Source organism: Pseudomonas sp. Arb-4-2C, from assembly GCF_055755015.1.
Map to the genome: position 1 here is coordinate 5,863,787 of NZ_CM146899.1, position 16,137 is coordinate 5,879,923.

14 protein-coding genes are annotated in these 16,137 nt (G+C 59.2%); all 14 read right to left on the reverse strand.

From position 1 onward, the window contains the following. Positions 1 to 45 precede the first annotated feature (45 nt). The 14 genes from AC0J41_RS26620 to atpB all read right to left on the reverse strand — a co-directional run bounded on the left by AC0J41_RS26620 (position 46) and on the right by atpB (position 16,130). Positions 46 to 1,452: an amino acid permease gene (locus AC0J41_RS26620; RefSeq protein ID WP_102359130.1), complete on the reverse strand. Its 1,407-nt coding sequence runs from the start codon at positions 1,450 to 1,452 to the stop codon at positions 46 to 48. A 110-nt stretch (positions 1,453 to 1,562) separates the two neighbouring features. Then, complete coding sequence (hutH, locus tag AC0J41_RS26625; RefSeq protein ID WP_473014023.1) at positions 1,563 to 3,095, reverse strand: histidine ammonia-lyase; 1,533 nt, start codon at positions 3,093 to 3,095, stop codon at positions 1,563 to 1,565. 2 nt (positions 3,096 to 3,097) lie between these two features. After that, a complete protein-coding gene (hutU, locus tag AC0J41_RS26630) occupies positions 3,098 to 4,795 on the reverse strand; it encodes a urocanate hydratase (protein WP_473014024.1) in 1,698 nt (565 codons plus the stop codon). Positions 4,796 to 5,205: 410 nt separating this feature from the next. Next, positions 5,206 to 7,038: a glutamine--fructose-6-phosphate transaminase (isomerizing) gene (gene glmS / locus AC0J41_RS26635; protein WP_473014025.1), complete on the reverse strand. Its 1,833-nt coding sequence runs from the start codon at positions 7,036 to 7,038 to the stop codon at positions 5,206 to 5,208. Positions 7,039 to 7,040: 2 nt separating this feature from the next. Next, a complete protein-coding gene (locus tag AC0J41_RS26640; RefSeq protein ID WP_025112245.1) occupies positions 7,041 to 7,817 on the reverse strand; it encodes a DeoR/GlpR family DNA-binding transcription regulator in 777 nt (258 codons plus the stop codon). Positions 7,818 to 7,949: 132 nt separating this feature from the next. Continuing rightward, the gene (gene glmU / locus AC0J41_RS26645) at positions 7,950 to 9,317 is read right to left on the reverse strand and encodes a bifunctional UDP-N-acetylglucosamine diphosphorylase/glucosamine-1-phosphate N-acetyltransferase GlmU (protein ID WP_473014026.1); all 1,368 of its coding nucleotides are present in this window, start codon (positions 9,315 to 9,317) and stop codon (positions 7,950 to 7,952) included. Positions 9,318 to 9,435: 118 nt separating this feature from the next. Beyond that, on the reverse strand, positions 9,436 to 9,861 hold the full coding sequence (locus tag AC0J41_RS26650) for a F0F1 ATP synthase subunit epsilon (RefSeq protein ID WP_007954164.1): 426 nt from the start codon (positions 9,859 to 9,861) through the stop codon (positions 9,436 to 9,438). A 45-nt stretch (positions 9,862 to 9,906) separates the two neighbouring features. Beyond that, complete coding sequence (atpD, locus tag AC0J41_RS26655; protein ID WP_025112247.1) at positions 9,907 to 11,286, reverse strand: F0F1 ATP synthase subunit beta; 1,380 nt, start codon at positions 11,284 to 11,286, stop codon at positions 9,907 to 9,909. Between the two features lie 27 nt (positions 11,287 to 11,313). Next, positions 11,314 to 12,174 (reverse strand): F0F1 ATP synthase subunit gamma, encoded by an 861-nt coding sequence (gene atpG / locus AC0J41_RS26660; RefSeq protein ID WP_008084419.1) that lies wholly within the window; start codon positions 12,172 to 12,174, stop codon positions 11,314 to 11,316. Positions 12,175 to 12,224: 50 nt separating this feature from the next. Next, complete coding sequence (atpA, locus tag AC0J41_RS26665) at positions 12,225 to 13,769, reverse strand: F0F1 ATP synthase subunit alpha (protein WP_016984064.1); 1,545 nt, start codon at positions 13,767 to 13,769, stop codon at positions 12,225 to 12,227. A gap of 21 nt (positions 13,770 to 13,790) precedes the next feature. Next, a complete protein-coding gene (locus AC0J41_RS26670; protein WP_007911956.1) occupies positions 13,791 to 14,327 on the reverse strand; it encodes a F0F1 ATP synthase subunit delta in 537 nt (178 codons plus the stop codon). 12 nt (positions 14,328 to 14,339) lie between these two features. Beyond that, positions 14,340 to 14,810 (reverse strand): F0F1 ATP synthase subunit B, encoded by a 471-nt coding sequence (locus AC0J41_RS26675; RefSeq protein ID WP_007954149.1) that lies wholly within the window; start codon positions 14,808 to 14,810, stop codon positions 14,340 to 14,342. Positions 14,811 to 14,869: 59 nt separating this feature from the next. After that, the gene (gene atpE / locus AC0J41_RS26680) at positions 14,870 to 15,127 is read right to left on the reverse strand and encodes a F0F1 ATP synthase subunit C (protein WP_003097235.1); all 258 of its coding nucleotides are present in this window, start codon (positions 15,125 to 15,127) and stop codon (positions 14,870 to 14,872) included. A gap of 133 nt (positions 15,128 to 15,260) precedes the next feature. Continuing rightward, positions 15,261 to 16,130 (reverse strand): F0F1 ATP synthase subunit A, encoded by an 870-nt coding sequence (atpB, locus tag AC0J41_RS26685; RefSeq protein ID WP_025112248.1) that lies wholly within the window; start codon positions 16,128 to 16,130, stop codon positions 15,261 to 15,263. Between the last annotated feature and the right edge of the window lie 7 nt (positions 16,131 to 16,137).

Genomic DNA, 16,137 nt, shown 5'->3' on the forward strand with positions numbered 1-16,137 from the left:
TGCGTGAAGGGGACGCCGGAAATCCCGGACGCCCCTTCGATCAGATCAAGGCTGGGAAACCGGCTGATCGCTGGTCACCCGCGCAGCCTGTGCGGCCGCCGGTTTGACCCACGTCAGATAGGCCAGCACCAGCAACACGATCCAGACCACGCCGACAATCAACGCTGCCTGGGTGTCCGGGAAATAACCCAGCACGCCGAACACGAACAGCATGAAGGCAATCGCCGCCATCGGTGCATACGGCCAGAACGGTACCGGGAATTTCAATTGCGCCACCTGCTCGGCCGACATGGAACGACGCATGGCCACCTGGGTGAACAGAATCATCAGCCAGACCCACACCGTGGCGAAGGTCGCGATGGAAGCGATCAGCAGGAACACGTTTTCCGGGATCAGGTAATTCAGCAACACACCCAGCAGCAGCGCGCAGCTCATCACAATCACCGTCAGCCACGGCACGCCATTGCGCGACAGCTGAGCAAAACCTTTGGGTGCATGCCCTTGTTGAGCCAGGCCGTACATCATGCGCCCCGCACCGAAGATGTCGCTGTTGATCGCCGAGACCGCCGCCGAGATCACCACAATGTTCAGAATGGTGGCCGCCGAACTGATGCCCAAGTGGTCAAAAATCTGCACGAACGGGCTGCCCTGGCTGCCAATCTGCTGCCACGGGAAGATCGACATCAGCACCAGCATCGTCAGCACATAGAACAGCAGGATGCGCAGCGGCACGGCGTTGATCGCCTTGGGCAGCACACGGTGCGGGTCCTTGGCTTCACCGGCGGTCACACCGATGATTTCAATGCCGCCGAAGGCAAACATCACCACCGCAAACGAGGCGATCAGGCCGCCCACGCCGTTGGGCATGAAACCGCCCTGGGTCCACAGGTTGCTGATATCGGTAGCCTGACCGGGAGCGGTGCTGATGCCGAACAACATGATGCCGAAGCCGCCGAGGATCATCGCGACGATGGCCGCGACCTTGAGCAACGACAGCCAGAACTCCATTTCACCGAAGACTTTGACGTTGCACAGGTTCAGGCCGCCGACCACCGAAACAATGCCGAGCACCCAGATCCAGCGCGAGACTTCCGGAAACCAGAAGCCCATGTAGATGCCGAACGCCGTCACATCGGCCATGCCGACGATGACCATTTCGAAGGCGTAGGTCCAACCGAGAATGAAGCCCGCCATGGGGCCGAGATAGGTGCTTGCGTAATGCCCGAACGAACCGGCGACCGGGTTGTGCACCGCCATCTCGCCAAGGGCGCGCATGACCATGAACACCGCCGCGCCACCGATCAGGTAGGCGAGCAGAACGGCAGGGCCGGCCATCTGGATGGCCGAGGCAGAACCATAGAACAGCCCGGTACCGATCGCCGACCCCAGGGCCATGAAGCGAATATGTCGGGCCGAAAGCCCGCGTTTCAAACCTTTTGCTGGCTGCTGCATTTTTCGTCCTTATTTATTTTTATTCGACGCAAAATCGATTCGCGGGCAAGCCCGCTCCCACAGAGGTACACATTCCTACTGTGGGAGCGGGCTTGCCCGCGAAGAGGCCCTTACAGGCTAGGCAAAAGCTTGCCTGGAACCAGCTCGTTCAGACACCGCGAAGCCAGCAGCTCGGTCGCCGCATTGATGTCCGGGGCAAAGAAGCGGTCCTTCTCGTAGAACGGCACTTCGCGACGCAGAATCGCCCGGGCCTGTTCCAGTTTGGTCGAAGTCTTCAGGCCGTTGCGCAGGTCCAGACCTTGCGCCGCCGCCAGCCATTCCACCGCGAGAATCCCGCGGGTGTTTTCGGCCATTTCCCACAGCCGCTTGCCGGCCGCCGGGGCCATCGACACGTGGTCTTCCTGGTTGGCCGAGGTCGGCAGGCTGTCCACCGAATGCGGATGGGACAGTGCCTTGTTCTCGCTGGCCAGTGCCGCCGCGGTCACCTGGGCAATCATGAAACCGGAGTTCACGCCGCCATTGGCCACCAGGAACGGCGGCAGTTGCGACATGTGCTTGTCCATCATCAGCGAGATACGACGTTCGCTCAGGGAACCGATTTCAGCGATGGCCAGCGCCATGTTGTCAGCGGCCATGGCCACTGGTTCGGCGTGGAAGTTGCCGCCGGAAATCACATCGCCTTCAGCGGCGAATACCAATGGGTTATCCGACACGGCGTTGGCTTCGACCACCAGCACTTCGGCAGCCTGACGGAACTGGGTCAGGCAGGCGCCCATGACTTGCGGCTGGCAGCGCAGCGAGTACGGGTCCTGGACCTTTTCGCAGTTCTGGTGCGAATCGGAGACTTCGCTGCGCTCACCCAGCAGATCGCGATAGGCAGCAGCGGTGTCGATCTGGCCTTTCTGACCACGGGCGGCGTGGATGCGCGCATCGAACGGCGAGCGCGAGCCCAAAACGGCTTCAACGGTCAGGCCGCCCAGCGCCAGCGCGCCGGCAAACAGATCTTCACCTTCGAACAGACCGCGCAGCGCGAATGCGGTGGACACCTGCGTGCCGTTGAGCAGCGCCAGACCTTCCTTCGCCGCGAGGGTCAGCGGGGTCAGACCGGCGACTTTCAGCGCTTCGGTCGCTTCCATCCACTCGCCCTTGTAACGCGCCTTGCCTTCGCCCAGCAGCACCAGCGACATGTGCGCCAGCGGTGCCAAGTCACCGGACGCGCCGACCGAACCTTTCAACGGAATGTGCGGGTAAACCTCGGCATTGATCAGGGCGATCAGCGCGTCGATCACCACGCGACGAATGCCGGAGAAACCACGGCTGAGGCTGTTGACCTTGAGCACCATGATCAGGCGCACCAGCTCATCGCTGATCGGCTGGCCGACGCCGGCAGCGTGGGACAGCACCAGCGAACGCTGGAGGTTTTCCAGGTCTTCACTGGCGATGCGGGTCGAGGCCAGCAGGCCGAAACCGGTGTTGATGCCGTAGGCGGTACGGTTCTCGGCAAGGATCTGCTCGACGCAGGCGACGCTGGCTTCGATCTGCGCGGCGGCGCTGTAGTCGAGGCTCAGCTTGACCGGGTTCTGATAGACGTCACGCAGTTGGGACAGGCTCAGTTGGCCAGGGATCAGGTTCAATGCAGTCATGTTCAGGCTCCTTTAACCGAAGTAATCATTGGCAGGTTCAGGCCCTGCTCCTTGGCGCAGTCGATGGCGATCTGGTAACCGGCATCGGCGTGGCGCATGACGCCAGTGGCCGGGTCGTTGTGCAGCACGCGCGCAATACGCTCGGCCGCTTCGTCAGTACCGTCGCAGACGATCACCATGCCCGAGTGCTGGGAGAAACCCATGCCCACGCCACCGCCGTGGTGCAGCGAGACCCAGGTCGCGCCGCTCGCGGTGTTCAGCAGGGCGTTGAGCAGTGGCCAGTCGGAGACGGCATCGGAGCCGTCCTGCATCGATTCGGTTTCGCGGTTCGGGCTGGAGACCGAGCCGGAGTCGAGGTGGTCGCGACCGATCACGATCGGCGCCGACAGCTCGCCGCTACGGACCATTTCGTTGAACGCCAGACCGAGCTTGGCGCGCAGGCCCAAGCCGACCCAGCAGATACGTGCCGGCAAACCCTGGAAGCTGATGCGCTCGCGGGCCATGTCCAGCCAGTTGTGCAGGTGGGCGTCGTCCGGGATCAGTTCCTTGACCTTGGCGTCGGTCTTGTAGATGTCCTGCGGATCACCCGACAGCGCCGCCCAGCGGAACGGGCCGATGCCACGGCAGAACAGCGGACGGATGTAGGCCGGGACGAAACCCGGGAAGTCGAAAGCGTTCTCGACGCCCTCTTCCTGGGCCATCTGACGGATGTTGTTGCCGTAGTCGAAGGTCGGGATGCCTTGTTTCTGGAACGCCAGCATGGCTTTGACGTGCACCGCCATCGACTGCTTGGCGGCTTTGATCACAGCGGCCGGTTCGGTCTTGGCGCGGGCGCGGTATTCGTCCCAGGTCCAGCCCGCCGGCAGGTAGCCGTTGAGCGGGTCGTGGGCGCTGGTCTGGTCGGTGACCATGTCCGGACGCACGCCGCGACGGACCAGTTCCGGGAGGATTTCAGCAGCGTTGCCCAGCAGCGCGATGGAGATCGCCTTGCCTTCTTGGGTGTACTTCTCAATGCGCGCCAGGGCGTCGTCGAGGTCTTTGGCCTGCTCGTCGACGTAGCGGCTTTTCAGGCGGAAATCGATGCTCACCTGCTGGCATTCGATGTTCAGCGAGCAGGCACCGGCCAATGTTGCAGCCAGAGGCTGGGCGCCGCCCATGCCGCCGAGGCCGGCAGTCAGCACCCATTTGCCGGTGAGGTTGTCGTTGTAGTGCTGGCGACCGGCTTCAACGAAGGTTTCATAGGTGCCCTGGACGATGCCCTGGCTGCCGATGTAGATCCAGCTGCCGGCAGTCATCTGGCCGTACATGGCCAGGCCTTTGGCGTCGAGTTCGTTGAAGTGTTCCCAACTCGCCCAGTGCGGCACCAGGTTGGAGTTGGCGATCAGCACGCGTGGGGCGTTGGCGTGGGTCTTGAACACGCCGACCGGCTTGCCGGACTGCACCAGCAGGGTCTCGTCGTCGTTCAGATGGGTCAGGCTTTCGACGATCTTGTCGTAGCACTCCCAGTTGCGCGCCGCGCGACCGATACCACCGTAAACCACCAGCTCTTTCGGGTTCTCGGCCACTTCCGGGTCGAGGTTGTTCATCAGCATGCGCAGCGGCGCTTCGGTCAGCCAGCTCTTGGCGGTCAGCGTGTTGCCGCGCGATGCACGAATTTCGACGTCACGATACTTCGTAGGTTTCTGGGTATTGTCAGTCACGAAAAAGACTCCTCAGCGATCAATTCAAACCAACCCTGGCGGTGGGCAAGCGGCTTGTGCACCCCTTGGCGCGACAAGCGAATCAGTGGACGTAATGCGGCGTTTCTTTCGACTCGTATGCATACGTCTTTACTTGTACATACAAGCATATGCAATTGAACGGCCAACTTGCCGAGAAGTCCTCCAACAAGAACCGTGGACACGGCTGGAGAGCAACAAAATCAAGGGTTTTGGCGTGTTTCAGTTTTTTTGCGGGGGGTGTTTTGAGCGGCGGGAGACTGTTACAGAAGCGTGGCGTTGCGCCGCGCTGGGGTGTTCGGTAACAAAAAGTGGGGAACATGCCACAGCCTGGAGACCCCAACGGGCCTCCAGGCTGTGACTGATTATTGCAGGTTACCCGTGTGGATAAATTATTCCACCGTCACCGACTTCGCCAGATTGCGCGGCTGATCCACGTCGGTGCCCTTGAGCACAGCGACGTAGTACGACAGCAGTTGCAACGGAATGGTGTAGAGGATCGGCGAGAGGATGTCGTGGATGTGCGGCATCTGCACCACGTGGGTGCCTTCGCCGTTGGTCATCCCGGCCTTCTCGTCGGCGAACACGATCAGTTCGCCGCCGCGGGCGCGGACTTCCTGCAGGTTGGACTTGAGCTTCTCGAGCAGTTCGTTGTTCGGCGCCACGGTCACCACTGGCATGTCGTTATCCACAAGCGCCAGCGGGCCATGCTTCAGTTCGCCGGCCGGGTAGGCTTCGGCGTGGATGTAAGAGATTTCCTTGAGCTTCAAAGCCCCTTCCATCGCTACCGGGTATTGCGCACCACGACCGAGGAACAGGGTGTGGTTCTTGTCGGCGAACAGTTCGGCGATTTTTTCCACGGTGCTGTCCATGGCCAGCGCTTCGCCCAAGCGAGTTGGCAGGCGACGCAGTTCTTCGACCAGTCGGGCTTCAACGCCTTTTTCCAGAGTGCGACGCACCTGGCCCAGGGACAGGGTCAGCAGCAGCAGGCCGACCAGTTGCGTGGTGAACGCCTTAGTCGAGGCCACGCCGATTTCGCGACCGGCCTGGGTCAACAGGGTCAGGTCGGATTCACGCACCAGCGAACTGATGCCGACGTTGCAGATTGCCAGGCTGCCGAGGAAGCCCAGCTCCTTGGCGTTGCGCAGGGCCGCCAGGGTGTCAGCGGTTTCGCCGGACTGGGAGATGGTGACAAACAGCGTGTCCGGCTGCACCACCACCTTGCGGTAGCGGAATTCGCTGGCGACTTCGACCTGACACGGAATACCGGCCAGCTCTTCGAGCCAGTAACGGGCAACCATGCCTGCGTGATAACTGGTGCCGCACGCGACGATCTGCACATTGCGCACCTTGGCGAACAGCTCGGCGGCCTGCGGACCAAAGGCTTGTACCAAGACCTGATTCTCGCTCAGACGACCTTCGAGGGTGCGTTGAACCACGGCAGGCTGCTCGTGGATTTCCTTGAGCATGTAGTGGCGGAACTCGCCTTTGTCGGCGGCTTCGGCACCGTCGGTGTACTGCACGGTCTGGCGCTCGACGGCTTTGCCGGTCACGTCCCAGATCTGCACCTTGTCACGCTGGATTTCGGCGATATCGCCCTCTTCCAGGTACATGAAACGGTCAGTGACCTGACGCAGGGCAAGTTGATCGGAGGCGAGGAAGTTTTCGCCCAGGCCCAGGCCGATCACCAGCGGGCTGCCGCTGCGAGCCGCGACCAGACGATCCGGTTGCAGCGCATGGATGACCGCCAGACCGTAGGCGCCATGCAGTTCCTTGACGGTTGCCTTCAGCGCGTCGGACAGGTCCGGCAGCGCCTTGAGTTTTTCGGTCAGCAGGTGGGCGATGACTTCGGTGTCGGTGTCGGAAGAGAACACGTAACCCTGCGCCTTGAGTTGCTCACGCAGCGCATCATGGTTTTCGATGATGCCGTTGTGCACCACCGCGACGTTGCCGGAGAAATGCGGGTGGGCGTTGCGTTCGCTCGGCGCACCGTGAGTTGCCCAACGGGTGTGGGCGATACCGAGACGGCCAATCAGCGGATGTTCAGCCAGGGCTGCGTCCAGTTCACTGACCTTACCCACGCGACGGGTGCGTTCCAGCGTGCCGTCATTGGTGTACACCGCCACACCGGCACTGTCATAACCCCGGTATTCTAGGCGCTTGAGGCCTTCGACCAGGATGGCGGTGATATTACGTTCAGCTACCGCGCCGACAATTCCACACATGCTTATTTCTCCTGACTGACCGTCGCGCAAATCAAATTGATACCGCGAGCCTGAATCTGATCCCGTGCCTCCTGCGGCAGGCGATCATCGGTGATTAGGGTATGGACACTGCTCCACGGCAGCTCCAGGTTTGGAATCTTGCGGCCGATCTTGTCGGCCTCGACCATCACGATCACTTCCCGCGCCACTTCCGCCATCACCCGGCTCAGGCCGAGCAACTCATTGAAGGTCGTGGTGCCACGCACCAGATCGATGCCGTCGGCACCGATGAACAATTGATCGAAGTCGTAAGAGCGTAGTACCTGCTCGGCGACCTGGCCCTGAAAGGATTCCGAATGGGGATCCCAGGTGCCGCCGGTCATCAACAGCACCGGCTCGTGTTCGAGCTCGCTCAAGGCGTTGGCAACGTGCAGGGAGTTGGTCATGACCACCAGACCCGGTTGCTGGCCAAGTTCGGGGATCATGGCGGCGGTAGTGCTACCGCTGTCGATGATGATCCTGGCGTGCTCGCGAATGCGTTTGACGGCAGCGCGGGCAATTGCCTGTTTGTATTTGGAAACGTTCTGACTGACGTCGGCCACCAATTCCTGAGGCATGGTGATCGCCCCGCCATACCGACGCAGCAACAGACCGTGACTTTCCAACGCGGCCAAATCCTTGCGAATCGTCACTTCCGAGGTTTCGAAACGCTTGGCGAGTTCGTCGACACTCACTTCACCCTGCTCGGAGAGCAGAGCCAGAATGTTGTGGCGACGTTGGGGTGTATTGCGTTTCGACATGGCGCGATAAGTTTCGATTCGAAAGATAATGAAAGCAATCAAAACCTATCGAAGCAAAACCGTCAAGCCACCGATGAAAAAAAATCGCTGCCCGTGGGCAGCGATCTTTCAGATTGAAGCGCTGTGGATAACTCAGCTCTTCTTGATCTTCTCCGGCCGCTTCCAGCCATCGATATTTTTCTGCCGCGCCCGACCGACGGCCAACTGCGCTTTATCCACATTCTGCGTGATGGTCGAACCGGCTGCCGTCGTCGCACCGTCGGAGATATCCACAGGCGCCACCAACGAATTGTTGGAACCGATGAACACATCTTCGCCCAACACGGTTTTCCATTTGTTGGCGCCATCGTAATTGCAGGTGATGGTGCCGGCGCCGATGTTGGTGCGCGCACCGATTTCGGCGTCGCCCAGATAGGTCAGGTGTCCGGCCTTGGCACCCTCGCCCATGCGCGCGTTTTTCAGTTCGACGAAGTTACCCACATGCGCACGCGCTTCGAGCACGGTGCCCGGACGCAGACGGGCGAACGGACCGGCATCGCTGCCCTCGCCGAGAATCGCCCCTTCAATGTGGCTGTTGGCCTTGATCACCACACCTTTGCGCAGGGTGCTGTCCTTGATCACGCAGTTCGGACCGATCACCACGTCGTCCTCGATAACAACGTTGCCTTCGAAGATCACGTTGACGTCGATCAGCACATCGCGACCAACGGTCACTTCGCCGCGTACATCGAAACGCGCCGGGTCACGCAGGGTCACGCCCTGTGCCATCAACCGGCGACCAGCGCGCAACTGGTAATGGCGCTCCAGTTCCGACAGTTGCTTGCGATCGTTGGCGCCCTGCACTTCCATCGCGTCATGCGGTTGCTCGGTGGCAACCACCAGGCCGTCATTGACCGCCATTTCAATCACGTCGGTCAGGTAGTACTCGCCCTGTGCATTGTTGTTCGACAGGCGACTCATCCAGTCGGCCAGATGATTGGCCGGGACGGCGAGGATACCGGTGTTACCTTCGGTGATTGCGCGCTGGGCTTCGCTGGCGTCCTTGTGCTCGACAATCGCGGCAACCTTGCCGTCCGCGTCGCGCACGATACGGCCATAACCGGTCGGGTCTTCCAGCTCAACGGTCAACAGCCCCATTTGTCCCGGCACAACATGCTTGAGCAGGCGCTGCAGGGTTTCAACTTCGATCAGCGGCACGTCACCGTAGAGAATCAGCACGGTGTCGGCGGTGATGAACGGCACGGCCTGGGCGGTGGCGTGACCGGTACCCAGTTGCTTGTCTTGCAGTACAAAATTCAGATCATCAGCAGCCAGGCGCTCGCGCACCACATCCGCACCATGGCCAATGACCACATGGATACGCTGCGGATCAAGTTGGCGTGCGCTGTGGATAACATGACCAAGCATGGAATTGCCGGCAACCGGGTGCAAAACCTTCGGCAGCGCCGAACGCATACGGGTGCCTTGACCGGCCGCGAGAATAACGATTTCGAGAGACATGACTGGCTACCAATCCTGGGTGGTCAGCTACTGCGACCGGGTTTTGGGAATTCGGAAAAGAAAAAAGGGTAGCCGAGGCTACCCTTTTTTATCAATCGCACAACAAGTGGCTGACGGATTAACCGCCAAACTTCTTGCGGATCTGCTGGACGGTGCGCAGCTGAGCTGCAGCCTCGGCCAGACGTGCGGACGCAGCTCCGTAATCGAAATCTGCGCTCTTCTCATGCAGAGCAGCTTCGGCAGCCTTGAGAGCTGCTTGAGCCTGAGCTTCATCCAGGTCGGCGGCACGTTGCACGGTATCGGCAAGCACCTTGACCATGTTCGGCTGAACCTCGAGGAAACCACCGGAGATGTAGAACACCTCGGCTTCCCCGCCTTGCTTGATCAGGCGGATCGGACCTGGCTTCAGATTAGTGATCAGCGGCGCGTGACCCAGAGCGATACCAAGATCACCCAGTGCACCGTGCGCAATCACCATCTCGACCAGGCCGGAAAAGATTTCCCCTTCCGCGCTGACGATATCGCAATGGACTGTCATAGCCATCTGATTGCCTCAACCTAAATTAGCGCCCGTTGCCGGGCGCCGGGATTACAGTTTCTTGGCTTTCTCGATCGCTTCTTCGATGCCGCCAACCATGTAGAACGCTTGTTCTGGCAGGTGGTCGTAGTCACCGTTGAGGATGCCTTTGAAGCCAGCAATGGTGTCTTTCAGGGAAACGTATTTACCCGAAGCACCGGTGAAGACTTCAGCCACGAAGAACGGCTGCGACAAGAAGCGCTGGATCTTACGAGCACGGTTTACCAACTGCTTGTCGGCTTCCGACAGCTCGTCCATACCCAGGATCGCGATGATGTCCTTCAGCTCTTTGTAACGTTGCAGAACGTACTGAACGCCGCGAGCGGTGTCGTAGTGGTCCTGGCCGATTACGTTCGGGTCCAGCTGGCGCGAAGTCGAATCCAGTGGATCTACCGCTGGGTAGATACCCAGGGAAGCGATGTCACGGGACAGAACGACGGTGGCGTCCAAGTGGGCGAAGGTGGTCGCTGGCGACGGGTCGGTCAAGTCGTCCGCAGGTACGTATACCGCCTGGATCGAGGTGATCGAACCTTCTTTGGTCGAAGTGATACGTTCTTGCAGAACGCCCATCTCTTCAGCCAGAGTCGGCTGGTAACCTACTGCCGAAGGCATACGGCCCAGCAGTGCGGATACTTCAGTACCGGCCAGGGTGTAACGATAGATGTTGTCGACGAACAGCAGAACGTCGTTACCTTCGTCACGGAACTTCTCGGCCATGGTCAGGCCGGTCAGTGCTACGCGCAGACGGTTACCCGGCGGCTCGTTCATCTGACCGTAAACCAGTGCCACTTTGTCCAGAACGTTGGAGTCCTTCATCTCGTGGTAGAAGTCGTTACCCTCACGAGTACGCTCACCCACACCGGCGAACACGGAATAACCGCTGTGCTCGATGGCGATGTTACGGATCAGTTCCATCATGTTTACGGTTTTGCCTACACCGGCACCACCGAACAGACCGACTTTACCGCCTTTGGCAAACGGGCAAACCAGGTCGATAACCTTGATGCCGGTTTCCAGCAGGTCGTTGCCGCCTGCTTGCTCAGCGAACGAAGGCGCTGGACGGTGAATGCCCCAACGCTCTTCGGTGTCGATCGGACCCGCTTCGTCGATCGGGTTACCGAGGACGTCCATGATCCGGCCCAGGGTCGCTTTACCGACCGGTACGGAGATGGCTGCGCCAGAGTCGGTAACTTCCAGACCGCGCTTCAAGCCCTCGGTGGAACCCATCGCAATGGTGCGAACCACGCCGTCGCCCAGCTGCTGCTGAACTTCCAGAGTGGTTGCGGCCGCGCTTTGAACTGTCAGCGCGTTGTAGATGCTCGGTACGCTGTCGCGTGGAAATTCCACGTCGATAACGGCGCCGATGATTTGAACGATACGTCCGCTACTCATAGCTGGATCCTCTGAATATTTGAACCGTTAAACCGCGGCAGCGCCGCCGACGATTTCCGAGATCTCTTGGGTGATCGCAGCCTGACGCGCCTTGTTGTAGATCAGCTGCAAATCGCTGATCAAATCACCGGCGTTGTCGGTAGCGTTCTTCATCGCGATCATCCGCGCAGCTTGTTCAGCCGCGTTGTTCTCGACCACCGCCTGGTAGACCTGCGACTCAACGTAGCGGACCATCAAGCCGTCAAGCAGCTCTTTGGCATCCGGTTCGTAGAGATAGTCCCAGTGGTGCTTGAGATCCTGATCCGGGGTTGCCACCAGTGGAATCAATTGCTCCACGGTAGGCTGTTGCGTCATGGTGTTGATGAATTTGTTGGACACCACGGACAGGCGGTCAATACGGCCGTCCAGGTAGGCATCCAGCATCACCTTGACGCTGCCAATCAGATCATTGATCGACGGCTCTTCACCCAGGTGGCTGATAGCTGCAACGACGTTACCGCCGAAGTTGCGGAAAAAGGCCGCACCCTTGCTACCAACAACACACAGATCAATCTCGACGCCGTTTTCGCGGTTTACCGCCATGTCCTTGACCAGGGCCTTGAACAGGTTGGTATTCAAGCCGCCGCACAGACCACGGTCACTGCTCACAACGACATAACCCACACGCTTGATAGCGCGGTCGATCATGAACGGGTGGCGGTATTCCGGGTTGGCGTTGGCCAGATGCCCAATAACCTGGCGGATACGCTCCGCATAAGGACGGCTAGCAGCCATGCGCATTTGTGCCTTGCGCATTTTGCTGACCGCCACTTTTTCCATGGCGCTGGTAATCTTTTGCGTGCTTTTGATGCTCGCAATCTTACTGCGAATCTCTTTTGCGCCTGCCATGTAACACCTATCAGGTTAGCAAGCGGGAGCCTCGCGGCTCCCGCTGCGGCTTACCAGGTTTGGGTGGCCTTGAACTTCTCGATACCGGCTTTCATGCCAGCGTCGATTTCGTCATTGAAGTCACCTTTAACGTTGATCTTGGCCATCAAATCGGCGTGATCGCGGTTGAAGAAAGCAATCAGCGCTTGTTCGAAGCTGCCGATCTTGGCGATTTCAATGTCAGTCAGGAACCCACGCTCAGCGGCATACAGCGACAGCGCCATGTCAGCGATCGACATAGGTGCGTATTGCTTCTGCTTCATCAGCTCGGTAACGCGCTGACCATGCTCAAGTTGCTTACGGGTCGCTTCGTCCAGGTCAGAAGCGAACTGGGCGAATGCCGCCAGTTCACGGTACTGAGCCAGAGCGGTACGGATACCACCGGACAGCTTCTTGATGATCTTGGTCTGAGCGGCACCACCCACACGGGATACCGAAACACCGGCGTTCACTGCAGGGCGGATGCCCGAGTTGAACATGGCCGATTCCAGGAAGATCTGACCGTCGGTGATGGAAATCACGTTGGTCGGAACGAACGCGGAAACGTCGCCAGCCTGGGTTTCGATGATCGGCAGTGCGGTCAGGGAACCGGTTTTGCCGGTCACTGCGCCGTTGGTGAACTTCTCTACGTATTCTTCCGAAACGCGGGATGCGCGCTCCAGCAGACGGGAGTGGAGATAGAACACGTCGCCTGGGTAAGCTTCACGGCCTGGTGGACGGCGCAGCAGCAGGGAAATCTGGCGGTAAGCCACTGCTTGCTTGGACAGATCGTCATAAACGATCAGCGCGTCTTCACCGCGGTCGCGGAAGAATTCACCCATGGTGCAACCGGAGTACGGTGCCAGGAATTGCAGCGCAGGAGATTCCGAAGCACTGGCAGCCACGATGATCGTGTTGGCCAGAGCGCCGTTTTCTTCCAGCTTGCGAACCACGTTGGCGATGGTCGATTGTTTCTGACCGATTGCTACGTAGACGCAGAAAATGCCGCTGTCTTTCTGGTTGATGATCGCGTCGATCGCCAGAGCGGTTTTACCGATCTGACGGTCACCGATGATCAGCTCACGCTGGCCACGGCCGACAGGGATCATGGCATCGACAGCCTTGTAGCCAGTCTGTACAGGCTGGTCTACCGACTTACGCCAGATCACGCCCGGTGCAACTTTCTCGACCGCGTCGGTCTCGGTGTTGCCCAGTGGACCTTTGCCGTCAACAGGGTTACCCAGTGCGTCGACTACGCGACCCAGCAGTTCCTTACCCACCGGAACTTCGAGGATGCGGCCAGTGCACTTGGCGCTCATGCCTTCAGCCAGAGACTGGTAAGCGCCCAGTACAACGGCACCTACGGAGTCTTGCTCCAGGTTGAGGGCCATACCGTAGACGCCGCCCGGAAACTCGATCATCTCGCCGTACATGACGTCGGCCAGACCGTGAATCCGCACGATGCCGTCAGATACGCTGACGACAGTGCCTTCGTTACGGGCTTGGGAGGTCACATCGAGCTTGTCGATGCGGCCCTTGATAATTTCACTTATTTCGGAAGGATTGAGTTGCTGCATTGCTCTGCTGCCCCTTCAAACTCAAGATTTCAATGCTTCGGCAAGTTTCGCGATTTTGCCGCGAATCGAGCCATCGATAACCAGGTCGCCGGCGCGGATCACGACACCACCTATAAGGGCAGCATCCTCCGCAACTTGCAGGCGCACTTCCCGGTTGAGTCGTGCACTGAGAACCTTGGCGAGTTTGTCTTGCTGTTCTTGGTTCAATGCAAATGCACTGGTCACTTCAACGTCTACCGACTTCTCTTGTTCGGCCTTGTACAGGTCGAAAAGAGCGGCAATCTCCGGCAGAAGCGGGAGACGGTCGTTTTCGGCAACGACATTGATGAAGTTCTGTGCCTTGGCATCAAACTTGTCGCCGCACACGTCAATAAACGTGGCGGCCTTTTCTGCGCTCGTCAGTCGCGGGGCCTTGAGCACGCGCTGCATGGTGTCATCTTGTGACACCGCTGCAGCCAGGCCGAGCATGGCTGACCAATTGGCCAGTTGCTGGTGGGCCTGAGCGTGCTCGAAGGCCGCCTTAGCGTAAGGTCGGGCCAACGTGGTCAGTTCTGCCATGATCGCCCTCGCTTAGATTTCAGCAGCCAGTTGGTTAACCAGCTCTGCGTGCGCGTTTTGATCGATTGTGGCACCCAGGATCTTCTCGGCGCCGCCGACAGCCAGCAAGCCCACTTGGGCGCGCAGCTTGTCTTTGACACTGTTCAGTTCCTGTTCGATCTCGGCTTGAGCCTGAACCTTCACACGGTCAGCATCGACACGGGCCTTTTCAACGGCCTCTTCGACAATCTGGTTACCGCGTTTCTTGGCTTGCTCGATGATTTCAGCTGCCTGAGCTTTCGCTTCGCGCAGTTGCTGACCCGCTTTCTCTTGGGCCAACTCCAGGTCGCGAGCTGCACGGCTGGCAGCGTCCAGACCATCAGCGATCTTCTTTTGACGTTCGTGCAGAGCAGCGATGACCGGAGGCCATACGAACTTCATGCAGAACAGTACAAAAATCAGGAACGCAACGGACTGGCCAATCAGGGTCGCATTAATGTTCACGCCAACACCTCGCAGTTACGTTGTCCATCACATCAAATTACTCGGAAGAATCCGGGTAATTAGCCAGCGATCTGACCAACGAACGGGTTCGCAAAGGTGAAGAACAGAGCGATACCAACACCGATCATGGTTACGGCGTCGAGCAGACCGGCAACGATGAACATTTTAACTTGCAGCATTGGAACCATTTCTGGCTGACGCGCTGCGCCTTCCAGGAACTTGCCGCCCAGCAGGCCGAAACCAATTGCGGTACCCAGTGCGCCCAGGCCGATCAACAGTGCAACAGCGATAGCGGTTAGACCAACTACAGTTTCCATCTTTCCTCCCGACTTTTACGTCGTATGGTTTAGGTTTTTTAGATTAAAGCGGTAAAACAAATCGTTTCAGAGGCCCGGTTAAGAGCCCCCTCCCGTTTGACCGGGAGGGACATCAGATCAGCCGAGGCTGCTCTTAATGGTTTTCTTCGTGCGCCATCGACAGGTAGACGATGGTCAGCATCATGAAGATGAACGCCTGCAGGGTGATGATCAGGATGTGGAACACTGCCCACGCCCACTGCAGAACAACGCCCAGGCCGCTCAGCCAGAGCAGACCGCTGCCGAACATCACAGCGATCAGAATGAACACCAGCTCGCCGGCATACATGTTGCCGAACAGACGCAGAGCCAGGGAGATCGGCTTGGCGATCAGGGTCACGAATTCCAGCAGGAAGTTCACCGGGATCAGCAAGGCTTGAACGAAGATGTTCTTGCTGCCGAACGGGTGCAGGGTCAGTTCGCCGATGAAGCCGCCGAGGCCCTTGACCTTGATGCTATAGAAAATGATCAGAGCGAAAACCGAGAACGCCATGCCCAGGGTCGCGTTCGGGTCGGTAGTCGACACGGCGCGGAACGGGATGTGGTGGTCGCCGGTGATCAGGATGGCCAGCTGAGGAATCCAGTCGACCGGTACCAGGTCGACGGCGTTCATCAGGAACACCCAGACGAAGATGGTCAGTGCCAGCGGTGCAATCACCGGGCTACGGCCATGGAAGCTGTCTTTCACGCTGCCATCGACGAATTCGACCAGTACTTCAACGAAGTTCTGCAGGGCACCAGGTTGACCGGAAGTCGCCTTCTTTGCCGCCATGCGGAAAAGGAAAACGAAAATCAGGCCCAGTGCGACCGACCAGCCGAGGGTATCGACGTGGAAAGCCCAGAAGCCCATTTCCTTGGCTTCTGCTGCGGAATGGGCAAAGCCCCAGCCGCCGTTAGGTAGCTGACCGAAGGTCAGGTTCTGCAAGTGGTGCTGGATATAGCCCGAAGCGGTTGTTTCTGCCATGGTTGCC

What these genes read in the sequence shown, in the direction of transcription:
- glmU (WP_473014026.1), bottom strand. Translation starts at nt 9,317, where the DNA reads ATGTCTCTCGAAATCGTTATTCTCGCGGCCGGTCAAGGCACCCGTATG.
- glmS (WP_473014025.1), bottom strand. Translation starts at nt 7,038, where the DNA reads ATGTGTGGAATTGTCGGCGCGGTAGCTGAACGTAATATCACCGCCATC.
- AC0J41_RS26670 (WP_007911956.1), bottom strand. Translation starts at nt 14,327, where the DNA reads ATGGCAGAACTGACCACGTTGGCCCGACCTTACGCTAAGGCGGCCTTC.
- AC0J41_RS26620 (WP_102359130.1), bottom strand. Translation starts at nt 1,452, where the DNA reads ATGCAGCAGCCAGCAAAAGGTTTGAAACGCGGGCTTTCGGCCCGACAT.
- atpA (WP_016984064.1), bottom strand. Translation starts at nt 13,769, where the DNA reads ATGCAGCAACTCAATCCTTCCGAAATAAGTGAAATTATCAAGGGCCGC.
- atpD (WP_025112247.1), bottom strand. Translation starts at nt 11,286, where the DNA reads ATGAGTAGCGGACGTATCGTTCAAATCATCGGCGCCGTTATCGACGTG.
- AC0J41_RS26650 (WP_007954164.1), bottom strand. Translation starts at nt 9,861, where the DNA reads ATGGCTATGACAGTCCATTGCGATATCGTCAGCGCGGAAGGGGAAATC.
- AC0J41_RS26640 (WP_025112245.1), bottom strand. Translation starts at nt 7,817, where the DNA reads ATGTCGAAACGCAATACACCCCAACGTCGCCACAACATTCTGGCTCTG.
- atpG (WP_008084419.1), bottom strand. Translation starts at nt 12,174, where the DNA reads ATGGCAGGCGCAAAAGAGATTCGCAGTAAGATTGCGAGCATCAAAAGC.
- atpB (WP_025112248.1), bottom strand. Translation starts at nt 16,130, where the DNA reads ATGGCAGAAACAACCGCTTCGGGCTATATCCAGCACCACTTGCAGAAC.
- atpE (WP_003097235.1), bottom strand. Translation starts at nt 15,127, where the DNA reads ATGGAAACTGTAGTTGGTCTAACCGCTATCGCTGTTGCACTGTTGATC.
- hutH (WP_473014023.1), bottom strand. Translation starts at nt 3,095, where the DNA reads ATGACTGCATTGAACCTGATCCCTGGCCAACTGAGCCTGTCCCAACTG.